Consider the following 12,743-nt stretch of genomic DNA (forward strand, 5'->3'; position numbering starts at 1 on the left):
CTATGAGCATGCGATATTCCGCAAGAGTGTGGGCGGCTGCAATATGCCTCTTAGCTTGCGTGGTGTTCGTTCTTCTGCAGGGCGGCAAGGTATCATCACTCCTGCTTTTTTCCGTGTGCGTATTGTTCCTTTATGTCATACTGGGCCGTTTCAGCGGTGTCCGATCCGCTTACGGAGAGCGCACTCTATCCGGTATCGGGCATGAAGCGGTTTCCGCCGGTACAAGAATCGGAGTGAATCTGGACGTGTCGGTCCCCGGACTATGGCCGATTCCATACCTGACTGTCAGGGACCGTCTGATCAGGCAGGATGGGGAAGAGTGGCTGTTTGAGAACGCTGCGGCGACCGATTGGAATAGAAGCGCGCACGTGTCTTACTTCACTCCGCCGCTGCGTAGAGGACGGTACAGGTTTGCCGAATCGCAAGTGGCCGTCAGCGACGTATTCGGTTTGTTTTCCCACGAAGGCATACTGCGTTCCGAGCAAAGCTTCAGCGTACTGCCTCAAACGGTCCATATCAAGGATTGGCGAAGGCTGGATCAGGCCGTCCGGGGACAGCTACAGCACACGGCCGCCACCCAGGCCGTAAGGGAAACCACGCAGATCAACGGCGTAAGGGAGTATATATACGGAGACAAGCTTTCCAGAATTCACTGGAATGCTACTGCAAAAACCGGAACTTGGAAATCGAAGGAGTTTGAGCGGGAGGCCCGCCCCAAAACCGTGCTGGTGTTAGACCGGAGCGCAGGCTCCTATCCGGATGAGGAAACGTTCGAGCTGGCCGTATCCGTCGCTGCATCTATTATCGACTACGGTTCGCAGAAGGATCTTTCGGTAGGAATGGTTTCCTCGGGCAGTCAGTCGGCGGTTTTCGAGCCCCGTCAATCCAAAGGGATTCACAGGACTTTGACTGATCACTTAATTTCAGTTGAGGCAGACGGATCCCATCTGCTGGGCACCGTTCTGAAAGAGCGGCTTAGTCGAGAATTCCGGGGATGTTTTGTGGTGCTGATCACCCCTGTGCAAAGCCAGAAGCTTCTGGAATCGATGCAGTGGCTGGAACAGCGGCAGATGATTCCGTGCCATATCCATATCGGCCAGGATACCTTTTCCAAGGAATCATGGCACCGGATGCTGAAACGTTCTGGCTATACCGGTTATTCCATTAGGAGACTGGATGAACTGCCTTCCGCACTTGGGGGTGGATCGGCATGAATGTCATCATCCCGGAGGAAACTCCACGGGCTCCGCGTCTGGCGGGTTCGGTATGGAGCCGGCCTTGGCCTCATATTTTGTACGCTTTGTTCATCGGACTTATCCTGCAGCAGTTCATTATCTGGTTTGACGAGTATTGGCTGAAGGATACCGTTAAGCTGGCTAGCATCGCTCTAGGCATTACTTTCATCGTGGAGCTGATTTACGTTCTCCCGGTAACCGTTAGGCTTTTGCTCCAGTTAGCAGGGATAACGGCAGCACATACGCTGGTGCTTGAAGGGTTTATTCCTTTAAACGCAGACACCGGAGGGACGGCCGGCTTTCTTGATATTCTGTGGTATGACCTGAAACTGTTCGATCCCTATATCTGGTATGTGTTAGCGGTTTGGATCATCTACGCCATGCTGCTAAGAGGGCTGACCACACTGTACCGTGTATTCTGTTTGCTGTTGTTCAGCATTTTTTCTTTTTCCGTTATGGATTCCTTCTCCCCGCTTATTTTGTGGGATCAGATCGCTGTCATTCTCGGTTCCGGCTTATGTCTGCTGATCGTCAGAAATTATGCGGAGATTGAACGTAAACACCCTGCTTCGTGGCGTAGCATGAGGCGTAAGCCGGTTCGTGTGTTGCTGCCGATAGTTGTGACTGCGGGTGCGGTGTTTGCCGTCGGGTTAACGGCCCCGGAATGGAAGCCAATGGTAACAGATCCTTACACTGCGTGGAAAAATTCGATCGGCGAACCCGTTTCCGTCAAAGGCAAGGGCGGGGAAGACGGTGATGAGGATAAGAAGGACAGCGATTCTCCTAAAAATGCCAAATCCGGCTACAGCCGTAATGATGAAAAGCTCGGGGGCGGTTTTGACTACAGCTTTACCCCTGTGATGACGGTGGACACATCCCGTAAAAGCTATTGGCGAGGAGAAACGAAATCGCTGTACACAGGCCGCGGATGGAAGAGGGGAGAGGAAGAAGGAGCCCCTTCCCAAGAGGCGGGTTATAACCAGATCTTGAAGCCGTTTCCCGGTTTTGACGATTCGAAGCTGGAAACAGAAGAGGTTACGCAGGTATTCCGCATGCAGAAGCCGCATAAACCCATCTTGTTCGCTGCGAAAGGTCTGGAAATGATCGTGGATGAGCAAGTGAAAGATGCAGAAAGTGTGAATTCCGGACATGCTTCCGCAAGTAACGGAAATATCACCTGGGTACCGAGGGAAGAGGAGCTGCGCTGGTATGATGCGGGATACCCCAATTCATACACTGTAGTCTCCCGCATCCCTGTAATAGATGAAGAGGCGTTGCGCAAGGTGCCCAAAACTGCGGGCCCAGCCATGCAGGATTATTTGGAGCTCCCGCCTACGCTGCCCGACAGGGTACGGGCCTTGGCTCAGGACATCGTTAAGGATGCGGCCAACCCATACGATCAGGCCAAGGCGATTGAATCCTATTTGAACCTGACGTATCCTTATAATCCGAAGCCGGATGTATCCAAAGCCGGCAGCTATGATTTCGTGGACGGCTTCCTGTTTGAAATCAAGGAAGGGTATTGCGATTATTACTCCACGGCCATGGCGGTGCTTGCCCGGTCCATCGGGCTGCCGTCCCGCTGGGTAAAGGGATATACGGCCGGGGAACAGCCGCTCGATAATTTTGATTACCGCGGCGGAATGCCCCCTGAAGCGATTATGGAGCAATTGGAAGGTCCGGGCACATACACGGTCCGCAACTCCGATGCCCATTCCTGGGTGGAGATCTATTTCGAAGGATACGGATGGATCCCGTTTGAACCGACAGCCGGTTTTACGATGCCGCTGCTGGCCCCCGAAGGGGAACAGCTTGAACAATCTGAAACAAAAGCGCCGGATCCTGCAGTTCCGGCTGCAGAAGATGCTTCTTCCTGGCCGAAAGCGACTTTCATCGTTTCAGCCATAATTGTAGTGTTCCTTGCAGCAGCAGCTGTCGCCGCGTACCTATACAAAGAGGCGATTGCCGACAGAGTCGACCGGTGGCGCGGACGTACGCCCGACCGTGCCAATCAACGCCTCGTAGCGGAATTCGAGCGCTATCTGCGCTATGCGAGGCGCAAAGGATTGACCCGCGGGGAACATGAGACCGCGCGGGAAACGATAACCCGCTGGAGCCGCGAGTACAGCTGGCTGCAGCAGGATCTTGCCGCCCTTCTCGGCCTGTTCGAGAAGGCGAAGTACAGCCCTGCGCTCCTCAGCGAGGAGGAGCTGCAGGGGGGCCTTGCCCGCATCCAGTCCTTGCGGGCAGCTTTAAAATAGCTGTTCAGCCCGGCTGGTTGCATCGGGGCTGGACAGGAGAGCCGCACCGGCGTGGTGCGGCTTTTCCATTTTATGCTTGCGGAAGACCGCAAATTGTCGTATGATGACGTTTTCGGGACAGCTCCTTTTTGCATGAAAAAGGACAATTATGGTATAGTTTGCGTAACAAAACACTTACGAGGTGACCGCATGTTCGAGAGGCTTTTACCGCATTTAAGCGTAAAGTCGATTTATGATATTGATTTGGATTCCCTGATCAAACAAGGTATTAAGGGCATCATTACCGATCTGGACAACACGCTGGTCGGCGCCCGCGATCCACTTGCCAATCCTGAACTCATCGCTTGGCTCGGCAAATTGAAGACGCTCGGATTTCAAGTCGTTGTTGTGTCCAATAATAATCATGCGCGGGTGAATACGTTTTGTTCCCCGATCGATATTCCTTTCATCCATGCAGCGCGAAAGCCTTCCACCAAGGCGTTCCGCAGAGCGCTTCAGCTGATGCAGCTTGAACCGCAGCAGACGGTGGTTATCGGAGACCAAATGCTGACGGATGTGCTGGGCGGCAAGCGGATCGGCTTATATACGATTCTGGTTGCTCCGATTTCGCTTCCCGATGAAGGGCTGTTTACGAAGCTGGTGAACCGGAACATTGAACGAATCGCATTATCCAATTTACGCAAAAAAGGGACAGACCCCAGGGAGGGCCATTAATGGCGTCAGAAGATACATTGCAAAGACCGCTTTCCTGCTCGGGATGCGGAGTGAAGTTACAGACGGAGGACGCATCTAAGCTCGGCTACTTGCCGGACCAGGCGCTGGAGCGCGATCCGGTCATTTGCCAGCGCTGCTTCCGGATTAAGAATTACAACGAGGCAGCTGCCATCACTTTGGACCAGGGTGAATTTTTGAAAATTCTCGGCCATGTTGCGAGCACTCAGGCGCTGGTAGTGAATATCGTGGACATTTTCGACTTTGAAGGAAGCATTGTGGGCGGACTGCAGCGCTTTATCGGAAACAATCCGGTAGTGCTCGTCGTGAACAAGATCGATCTTCTGCCCCGAGGCATGAACATGAACAAAATTGTCAACTGGGTACGCAAGCAGGCGAAGGAGCAGGGTCTCAAAGTAGTGGACGTGGTCCTTTGCAGCGCAAAACGCAACATGGGCTTTGACCGTGTTATCGAAGTGCTGGAATCCCACCGTGGAGGAAGGGACATCTATGTTGTGGGCGCGACCAATGTAGGCAAATCGACGCTGATTAACAGGCTGATTCAAGGCTACAGCGATTTGGATTCGGAATTGACGACATCCCGTTATCCCGGAACCACGCTGGATCTGGTGAAAATTCCTCTTGATGACGGCAAGTTTATCATTGATACGCCTGGAATTGTGTACAGTTCGCGTATGACGGAGCTGGTTTCCCGCAAGGATCTGGGGACGGTTATGCCGGAGAAACCGATTAAACCCATGGTGTTTCAGCTGAATCCGGAGCAAACGCTGTTCTTCGGGGCCTTGGCAAGGTTCGATTTTGTGAAAGGGGAACGGCAGTCGTTTACCTGCTACGTATCCAATGCCCTGGAAATACACCGGACGAAGTTGGAACGAGCTGACGAGCTGTATGCTGATCATGCGGGAGAACTTTTGACGCCGCCTTCCAAAGAAGGACTCGATGAGCTGCCAAAGTGGACAAAACATGAAATCCGTGTGCCGAAAGGCAGCAGCTCGGACATTTTTATCTCCGGGTTAGGCTGGATCCGTGCAAACGGCGAAGCGGGAGCATTGGTCAACGTGCATGTTCCTAAGGGAATTAAAGTGCTGCTAAGAGATGCACTGATCTAATTACCACGGTCAGGCAGTATAGGCGCGCCATCCGGTTCGCCTGCGGGACTGCCGGCAAAGGGGAGTTTGGCTAGATGGGATTGGGAGATCAAGGACGGTTGGACAGCTATACGCAAATGTTCGGTGTTTTCGGGGATCCGGTAAGGCATTCGCGCTCTCCGGTGATGATGAACCGGGCGTTCCAGGCGACAGGCGTGAACGGCGCCTATGCGGCTTTTCACGTAAAGCCAGCCGAACTGAAGCAGGCGGTCGAAGGCATCCGCGCTTTGGGATTTCGCGGCGTGAACGTAACGATTCCGCATAAAGTGGAAGTCATGAACTATTTGGATGAGATCGACGAAGGGGCCCGGTTTATCGGCGCTGTCAACACGATCGTCAATGAGAACGGAATGCTGACCGGCTATAATACCGACGGCATCGGCTATGTACGCTCTTTGAAAGAAGAGACCGGCATTACACTCAAGGGATCACGAATCGTGATTATCGGAGCGGGCGGCGCTGCGAAAGGCGTGGCTTATGCCTTAGCCAAAGAGTCGCCCGAGCGTATCGTCATTGTCAACCGGACTGAGGAGAAGGCGCGTGAGCTGGCAGATAACCTGAGCGCGCTTGTCGACGCAGAAGGAATGGGATTGGCTGCATTGGAAAATAGTAAGGAAAGCTGCACCTTGGTTGTCAATACGACATCGGTAGGCATGTTCCCGGACATTGGGGAATTGCCTGCACCAACTTCCTGGCTGAAACCGGGAATGACTGTCAGCGATCTGATCTATAATCCGTTGGAAACCCGGTGGCTTAAGGAAGCGGCAGAAGCAGGGTGCGTTACCCATGGCGGACTGGGCATGTTTATTTATCAGGGTGCATTCGCCTTCGAATATTGGACGGGAATAGAAGCACCTGCCGCCGTCATGAGGGAGACTGTACTTGCATCCCTGCTGCAGGCATCGACAGCCAAGAGTTAGAAGGTAAATGAAGAGAATTGGGGTAATGGTATGTTAACAGGCAAACAAAAGAGATTTCTAAGATCCGAGGCGCATCATCTGAATCCGATCTTTCAAGTGGGCAAAGAGGGCGTAAACGAGAACTTGATTAAGCATATTGAAGAAGCCATTGAAAAAAGAGAGCTGATGAAAGTTTCCATCCTTCAGACCTGTGCCGACGACCGCGATGAAATTGCGGAACAGCTGGCTTCCGGTTCCGGTTCTGAACTGGTACAGGTGATCGGGCGTACAGTCATTTTGTACAAGGAATCCAAGGATCATAAGACGATTGAGCTTCCTTAAGTACGGGAGCGGCCTGCAGGAGGTCGTACTATGAAAGTGGGTATCATGGGAGGCACATTCGATCCCATTCATATGGGCCATTTGATCGCGGCCCAACGGGCGTTGGAGGGGTTACAGCTCGACCGGATCTGGTTTCTTCCGGCATCGGTACCCCCGCATAAGCAGCTGTCCGGCGGAGCTTCGGCTTCCCAGAGGTTAGCTATGGTAAGGCTTGCCACACAGGAGGAAGAAAACTTTGAGGTGTGCGAGGCCGAAATGCGCAGAGACGGCATATCCTACTCCTATGACACTATAGTCGAGCTGCAGGAGGATTTTCCGGGTTATCGATTCTATTACATCATTGGGGCGGATATGGTTCAATATTTGCCAAAGTGGCACAGAATCTCAGAGTTGGCGCAGAGAATCGGGTTTATCGGGTTACAGCGTAAAGGATACGTGCTGGAGAAGGAAACATTGCCTGATTTTCTTCGCTCCAAGGTGGAATTGGTGCCGATGCCTGTCATTGAGGTTTCGTCGACGGATATCCGGATTCGCAGAGCGGAGGGGAAACCGGTCAGGTACACCGTACCTGATGCGGTTGCACGCTATATAGAGGAGAATGGATTATATGCCGGGGAATGAACGGGAACGGATGATGGAGGCCGTGCAGGCTCAAATGCCGGCCAAGCGCTGGCAGCATACGCTCGGCGTTATGGCATCGGCTGTGGAATTGGCCGGGCGGTACGGAGGCGATCCGGAGAAGGCGGACCTAGCCGCATTGCTGCACGACTATGCGAAGTATTGGCCGACGGACCGAATGGAACGCGTGATCAGGGAGCAGAAGCTGCCTCAGGAGCTTTTATCTTATGACAAAGAGCTTTGGCATGCTCCAGTGGGTGCTTATGCGGTTCAGCAAGAGTTCGGCATAACAGACGAGGAAGTGCTGGATGCCATAAGGTATCATACTTCAGGCCGGGCGAATATGACTTTGCTGGACAAAATCGTTTGCCTGGCGGACTATATCGAACCGGGACGCACCTTTCCAGGGGTGGAACGGGTTCGTGAATTGGCTGTGACGGACTTGAATTTGGCGCTTGCCGCAGGATTCGATTCTACAATCTTGTTCTTAATTTCGAAAGGCAAACGGATATTTCCGTTGACAGTGGAAGCACGGAACGGCCTTCTTGCGATGCAGGGAGAATCATAAGATGTACAAGGAGGGTATTGGATGGTAGCAACTTCAGAACAGCTGCTGGAAGCGGTCGTGAATGCCGCTGAAGATAAAAAGGCCATGAACGTGGTGGCTTTGAATCTGCAGGGAATTTCTCTGGTCGCCGATTATTTTGTCATCTGCCACGGGAACTCCGACACGCAAGTGAATGCGATTACGACGGAGATCAAGAAACAAGCGGATGCGCTTGGCGTGACGATTAAAGGTGTAGAGGGCGTTGATACGGCCCGCTGGGTGCTGATCGATTTAGGCGATGTCGTTGTCCATGTGTTCCACCGCGATGAGCGGGAATATTACAACATCGAGCGTCTATGGTCCGATGCGAAAGTGGTTGAAATCGGATGAGTTTGACGGCAGGAACGATTGTTGAATTAACGGTAGACCGCGAAGTGTCGCCGTTCGGGTACTTCCTTACGGACGGCGAAGAGGACGTGCTTCTCGCCTACGCGGAAACCCAGAAGAAGCCTGTGAAGGTGGGCGGCCGTGTGGAAGTGTTTATCTTCCACGATACGGATGACCGCCTTGCCGCTACGATGCGCCGGCCGCTGCTTACGCTCGGCGAGATGGCGCTGCTCGAAGTCGCGGATATCCATCCGCGGCTCGGCTGTTTCCTCGAGATGGGCCTGGGCCGCCAGCTGCTGCTGCCGAACCGGCAGCTTCCGGAGCTGCCTGAGCTTCGCCCGGCCATCGGGGACCGCGTGTTTGTCGAGATGGGACACGACAAACAAGGGCGCCTGCTCGCCCGGCTCGCAGGCGAGGAAGCGCTCATCGAGCGCTGCTTCCACGCGCCGACTTCGTGGAAGGGCCAATGGATGGAGGGCTGGGTGTACAAGCCTCTCCAGATGGGCACCTTCGTGCTGGTGGACGGCGGCGTGCTTGGCTTTGGGGCGATCGGAATGATTCATTCTTCCGAGCGTGTCGGACTGCCGCGCCTGGGCGAACGCGTGAAGGTGCGGGTAGCGTTCGTGCGCGAAGACGGGCGCGTGAACCTGTCCATGAAGCAGCCGAAAGAAGTTGGCAGGGATGAAGACGCCGAGCGGCTGCTGGCGTTCATTAAAGAGCGGCCTAACGGCGGCATGCCATACTCCGACGAGACGGCTGCCGACTTGATCACACAGCGGTTCGGCATCAGCAAATCCGCCTTCAAGCGTGCTCTCGGCAAGCTAATGAAGGAAGGCCTGGTCTATCAGGAAGGAAGCTGGACTTATTTAAAGAAAGAAGAACCCGGCGGGCAGCAATAAGCCATGCCGATGCAAGAAAGGGGCATTCATCGATGTCATACGGTTCTTTCGCCTTTGTATACGACCGGCTGATGGAAGATATGCCTTACCCGGAATGGGTAAGGTTTGCCGAAGAATGTTTCCGCCTTCACTCCGAAGGGCAATTATTCCCTTCCTGCGGGAAGGGAAGCCCGTCCGCCTCTCTGGTGGACCTGGGCTGCGGTACGGGGAGCGTAACACTCCCTCTCGCGGAGAAAGGCTATTCGATTACAGGCATCGACCTTTCGGAAGAAATGCTCTCCGTGGCTCGGCGCAGGCAGGATGAGGCCGGTGCGTCACCGTCCGCGGTTCAATGGATTCAACAGGATATGCGCGAATGGGAACTGGCGGGTAAAACGGATGCGGTCATTTCTTTCTGTGACTGCCTGAATTATTTGCTTGAAGAAAGCGACATCTTACAAACATTCCAAAGAACCTGCGAAGGTTTGCGGGAGGGCGGCTTATTCCTTTTCGATGTGCACCATCCGAACCAGTTGGTCCGCTATTATGAGAACCAGCCCTTCACATTGAACCTGGAGGACGTAGCGTACCTGTGGTACTGCGATTATCACGAAGATCGGATGCAGATTGAGCATGATCTGACGATCTTTGCAGCGGATCCGGAAGATCCCGCAAGCTTCCGCAGGATCGACGAAATTCATACGCAGCGGGCATATGAGCCGGAGTGGCTGAAAGCGAGGCTGCTTGAAGCAGGCTTCAGGGATGTCCGGGTGAGCGCGGACTTTACATTTGATCCCCCCGGAGAAGACTCGGAACGTGTGTTTTTCGCCGCGGTGAAATAGGAAGCTTGACACGGACAGATCCCATTACATATAATTTGAAGTAATTGTTTAACAATACAGGCAGTGATGAGGAGCAGTAACTTTCATTCCATACCTTCAGAGAGGCGGGCTTTGGTGCAAACCGCCGGATGGAATCAGTGAACTCGCCTCGGAGCCTTGCGGCCGAACCGTATGATCGATATTCATAAGGGGTAAGCCGCGACGTTTCACCCGCGTTAAGGGGCAGAGTGAGCAGAGGTAAAGTATACTTGCTGCTAACTAGGGTGGTACCACGGGAATTCAACCTCTCGTCCCTAGCGATTTCGCTAGGGACGAGAGGTTTTTTTGTTGATATCCGCTTCGAGGAAATTACGGATGTATTGTTATGCACAAAGGAGGATTCTTTTATGGAGAAAGAACAAGGATATAACCCTCAGACGGTTGAGCCGAAATGGCAGCGGTACTGGGATGAGAACAAGACTTTCAAAGTGCTGGAGAACGCGGAGAAGCCGAAGTTTTATGCGCTGGACATGTTTCCCTATCCGTCCGGTGACGGGCTGCACGTAGGTCACCCGGAAGGGTATACGGCTACCGATATCGTATCCCGTTATAAGCGGATGCGAGGCTATAATGTGCTGCACCCTATGGGCTGGGATGCCTTCGGACTGCCGGCGGAGCAATATGCATTGAATACCGGGAACCATCCGAATGAATTTACCGTTAAGAACATCGATAACTTCCGCCGCCAGATCAAATCGCTCGGTTTCTCTTATGATTGGGACCGGGAGATCAGTACGACGGATCCCGCTTACTATAAGTGGACGCAATGGATTTTTATCCAGCTGTATAACATGGGCTTGGCTTATGTAGCGGAAGTGCCTGTAAACTGGTGTCCGGCGCTTGGAACCGTGCTGGCGAACGAGGAAGTCATTGACGGGAAGAGTGAGCGCGGCGGGCATCCTGTCATCCGCAAACCGATGCGCCAGTGGATCCTGAAGATTACAGCTTACGCAGAGCGGCTGCTGGAAGATCTGGAGGAACTGGATTGGTCGGAGAGCATTAAGGATATGCAGCGCAACTGGATCGGCAAATCCAAGGGCGCGGAGGTTGCTTTCGATATTGAGGGGCACAGCGGGTCTCAGCTTGCTGTATTCACTACCCGTCCGGATACGCTGTTTGGCGCGACGTATTGTGTACTTGCTCCAGAGCATGAGCTTGTGGCTAAGATCACAACGGATGCACAGCGTGAAGCAGTGAAGGGATATCAGGAGCAGGCTGCCCGTAAATCGGATTTAGAACGTACTGATTTGGCGAAGGAGAAGACTGGGGTATTCACTGGAGCTTACGCAGTAAACCCTGCCAACGGTGAGAAACTGCCGATCTGGATTGCGGATTACGTACTGGCCGGGTACGGTACTGGAGCGATTATGGCCGTTCCGGGGCATGACCAGCGCGACTGGGAATTTGCCAAACAGTTCGACCTGCAGATCATCGAAGTGGTAGAAGGCGGAGATGTGCAGAAGGAAGCCTATGCAGGTTCCGGAGCGCATGTCAATTCCGGTTTCCTGAACGGGCTTTCCAATGAGGAAGCGATGGCACGGATGATCGATTGGCTTGAGGAGAACGGCAAAGGACAAGGGAAAGTAACCTACCGTCTAAGAGACTGGCTGTTCAGCCGTCAGCGGTATTGGGGAGAACCGATTCCGATCCTGCACCTGGAAGACGGTACGATGAAGCCTGTCCCTGTCGATCAGCTTCCTGTCATGCTGCCGGAGACGAACGAAATTAAACCTTCGGGCACTGGTGAATCCCCGCTAGCTAATGTGACCGAATGGGTGAATACGATTGACCCGGAAACGGGCATGAAGGCGAAGCGCGAAACGAACACCATGCCGCAATGGGCGGGAAGCTGCTGGTATTACCTGCGCTTTATCGATCCGCATAACGATAAGGAACTCTGCTCGCAGGATAAGCAGCAGCAATGGCTGCCGGTTGACCTGTACATCGGCGGAGCGGAACATGCGGTTCTTCACTTGTTGTATGCGCGGTTCTGGCACAAAGTGCTGTATGATCTTGGTGTCGTAGATACCAAAGAGCCGTTCCACAAGCTGGTCAACCAAGGTATGATTTTGGGCGATAACAATGAGAAAATGAGCAAATCCCGCGGAAACGTAATCAATCCGGACGAAATCGTAAACCAGTTCGGGGCCGATACGCTTCGGGTTTACGAGATGTTCATGGGGCCGTTGGAAGCGACTAAGCCATGGAATACCAATGGTGTAGAAGGCACTTACCGGTTCCTGGGCCGGATTTGGCGGCTGTTTGTCAATGAAGAAGGCCAAATCCATCCGAAAATTAATGAGGACGGCGGAACCGATACCTTCAAGCGTACATGGCACAAAACGATCAAGAAGATTACCGAGGACTTCGAGAACCTCCGCTTTAATACGGCGATCAGCCAACTGATGATCTTTGTCAACGACGCCTATAAAGCAGAGACGATCCCGGTTCAGGCAGCGAAAGATTTCGTTCAGATGCTGTCGCCGCTGGCCCCTCACTTGGCAGAAGAGCTTTGGGAGAAGCTGGGGCATCAGGAGTCGGTCACTTACGCTCCATGGCCAGTTTATGATGAGGCTTGGACGGTGGAAAATGAAGTGGAAATCGTCGTGCAGGTAAACGGCAAGATCGTAGAGCGTCTTCAAATTGCCGCGGATCTCAGCGAAGCGGATATGCAGGCTGCAGCAATGGAATCCGACAAAGTGAAAGAAGCGATGTCCGGTAAATCCGTCCGCAAAGTAATTGCTGTAAAAGGCAAATTAGTAAATATTGTAGTCGGCTAATCGGAATCCAGCTATAACATACAAGGCTTTGCTGA

General features: G+C 53.2%; 12 protein-coding genes and 1 other annotated feature. All 12 genes read left to right on the forward strand.

The window, feature by feature from the left end; translation table 11 throughout:
* Nucleotides 1-2 precede the first annotated feature (2 nt).
* Nucleotides 3-1,214 carry a DUF58 domain-containing protein gene (locus ACFSUF_RS09570; RefSeq protein WP_377602399.1) on the forward strand — a complete coding sequence of 404 codons (1,212 nt, stop codon included), beginning with the start codon at nucleotides 3-5 and terminating at the stop codon, nucleotides 1,212-1,214.
* On the forward strand, nucleotides 1,211-3,496 hold the full coding sequence (locus ACFSUF_RS09575) for a DUF4129 domain-containing transglutaminase family protein (RefSeq protein WP_377602401.1): 2,286 nt from the start codon (nucleotides 1,211-1,213) through the stop codon (nucleotides 3,494-3,496). Before ACFSUF_RS09570 ends, ACFSUF_RS09575 begins: the two co-directional genes overlap by 4 nt.
* 189 nt (nucleotides 3,497-3,685) lie before the next feature.
* Nucleotides 3,686-4,210: a YqeG family HAD IIIA-type phosphatase gene (locus tag ACFSUF_RS09580; protein ID WP_377602402.1), complete on the forward strand. Its 525-nt coding sequence runs from the start codon at nucleotides 3,686-3,688 to the stop codon at nucleotides 4,208-4,210.
* On the forward strand, nucleotides 4,210-5,337 hold the full coding sequence (gene yqeH / locus ACFSUF_RS09585) for a ribosome biogenesis GTPase YqeH (RefSeq protein ID WP_377602403.1): 1,128 nt from the start codon (nucleotides 4,210-4,212) through the stop codon (nucleotides 5,335-5,337). Before ACFSUF_RS09580 ends, yqeH begins: the two co-directional genes overlap by 1 nt.
* A gap of 74 nt (nucleotides 5,338-5,411) precedes the next feature.
* Entirely contained in the window at nucleotides 5,412-6,296 is an 885-nt protein-coding gene (gene aroE, locus ACFSUF_RS09590; protein ID WP_377602404.1) for a shikimate dehydrogenase, read from the forward strand.
* A gap of 30 nt (nucleotides 6,297-6,326) precedes the next feature.
* Entirely contained in the window at nucleotides 6,327-6,617 is a 291-nt protein-coding gene (yhbY, locus tag ACFSUF_RS09595) for a ribosome assembly RNA-binding protein YhbY (RefSeq protein ID WP_377602406.1), read from the forward strand.
* 30 nt (nucleotides 6,618-6,647) lie between these two features.
* The gene (locus tag ACFSUF_RS09600) at nucleotides 6,648-7,238 is read left to right on the forward strand and encodes a nicotinate-nucleotide adenylyltransferase (RefSeq protein ID WP_377602407.1); all 591 of its coding nucleotides are present in this window, start codon (nucleotides 6,648-6,650) and stop codon (nucleotides 7,236-7,238) included.
* Nucleotides 7,225-7,803 (forward strand): bis(5'-nucleosyl)-tetraphosphatase (symmetrical) YqeK, encoded by a 579-nt coding sequence (gene yqeK, locus ACFSUF_RS09605; RefSeq protein ID WP_377602408.1) that lies wholly within the window; start codon nucleotides 7,225-7,227, stop codon nucleotides 7,801-7,803. The genes ACFSUF_RS09600 and yqeK overlap by 14 nt, the downstream gene beginning before the upstream one ends.
* 21 nt (nucleotides 7,804-7,824) lie before the next feature.
* On the forward strand, nucleotides 7,825-8,172 hold the full coding sequence (rsfS, locus tag ACFSUF_RS09610; RefSeq protein ID WP_377602410.1) for a ribosome silencing factor: 348 nt from the start codon (nucleotides 7,825-7,827) through the stop codon (nucleotides 8,170-8,172).
* On the forward strand, nucleotides 8,169-9,068 hold the full coding sequence (locus ACFSUF_RS09615; RefSeq protein WP_377602412.1) for a CvfB family protein: 900 nt from the start codon (nucleotides 8,169-8,171) through the stop codon (nucleotides 9,066-9,068). The genes rsfS and ACFSUF_RS09615 overlap by 4 nt, the downstream gene beginning before the upstream one ends.
* Nucleotides 9,069-9,100: 32 nt before the next feature.
* On the forward strand, nucleotides 9,101-9,889 hold the full coding sequence (locus ACFSUF_RS09620) for a class I SAM-dependent DNA methyltransferase (RefSeq protein ID WP_377602414.1): 789 nt from the start codon (nucleotides 9,101-9,103) through the stop codon (nucleotides 9,887-9,889).
* Nucleotides 9,890-9,943: 54 nt separating this feature from the next.
* Nucleotides 9,944-10,187, forward strand: a binding site (T-box leader).
* An 88-nt stretch (nucleotides 10,188-10,275) separates the two neighbouring features.
* The gene (leuS, locus tag ACFSUF_RS09625; RefSeq protein WP_377602416.1) at nucleotides 10,276-12,708 is read left to right on the forward strand and encodes a leucine--tRNA ligase; all 2,433 of its coding nucleotides are present in this window, start codon (nucleotides 10,276-10,278) and stop codon (nucleotides 12,706-12,708) included.
* The last annotated feature ends 35 nt before the right edge of the window (nucleotides 12,709-12,743 follow it).

Origin of the sequence: Paenibacillus gansuensis (assembly GCF_042684925.1) — a bacterium.
Classification (GTDB): domain Bacteria; phylum Bacillota; class Bacilli; order Paenibacillales; family DY6; genus Paenibacillus_N; species Paenibacillus_N gansuensis.

What these genes read in the sequence shown, in the direction of transcription:
- ACFSUF_RS09615 (WP_377602412.1), top strand. Translation starts at nt 8,169, where the DNA reads ATGAGTTTGACGGCAGGAACGATTGTTGAATTAACGGTAGACCGCGAA.
- yqeH (WP_377602403.1), top strand. Translation starts at nt 4,210, where the DNA reads ATGGCGTCAGAAGATACATTGCAAAGACCGCTTTCCTGCTCGGGATGC.
- ACFSUF_RS09620 (WP_377602414.1), top strand. Translation starts at nt 9,101, where the DNA reads ATGTCATACGGTTCTTTCGCCTTTGTATACGACCGGCTGATGGAAGAT.
- ACFSUF_RS09570 (WP_377602399.1), top strand. Translation starts at nt 3, where the DNA reads ATGAGCATGCGATATTCCGCAAGAGTGTGGGCGGCTGCAATATGCCTC.
- yqeK (WP_377602408.1), top strand. Translation starts at nt 7,225, where the DNA reads ATGCCGGGGAATGAACGGGAACGGATGATGGAGGCCGTGCAGGCTCAA.
- ACFSUF_RS09580 (WP_377602402.1), top strand. Translation starts at nt 3,686, where the DNA reads ATGTTCGAGAGGCTTTTACCGCATTTAAGCGTAAAGTCGATTTATGAT.
- leuS (WP_377602416.1), top strand. Translation starts at nt 10,276, where the DNA reads ATGGAGAAAGAACAAGGATATAACCCTCAGACGGTTGAGCCGAAATGG.
- ACFSUF_RS09575 (WP_377602401.1), top strand. Translation starts at nt 1,211, where the DNA reads ATGAATGTCATCATCCCGGAGGAAACTCCACGGGCTCCGCGTCTGGCG.
- yhbY (WP_377602406.1), top strand. Translation starts at nt 6,327, where the DNA reads ATGTTAACAGGCAAACAAAAGAGATTTCTAAGATCCGAGGCGCATCAT.
- aroE (WP_377602404.1), top strand. Translation starts at nt 5,412, where the DNA reads ATGGGATTGGGAGATCAAGGACGGTTGGACAGCTATACGCAAATGTTC.
- rsfS (WP_377602410.1), top strand. Translation starts at nt 7,825, where the DNA reads ATGGTAGCAACTTCAGAACAGCTGCTGGAAGCGGTCGTGAATGCCGCT.
- ACFSUF_RS09600 (WP_377602407.1), top strand. Translation starts at nt 6,648, where the DNA reads ATGAAAGTGGGTATCATGGGAGGCACATTCGATCCCATTCATATGGGC.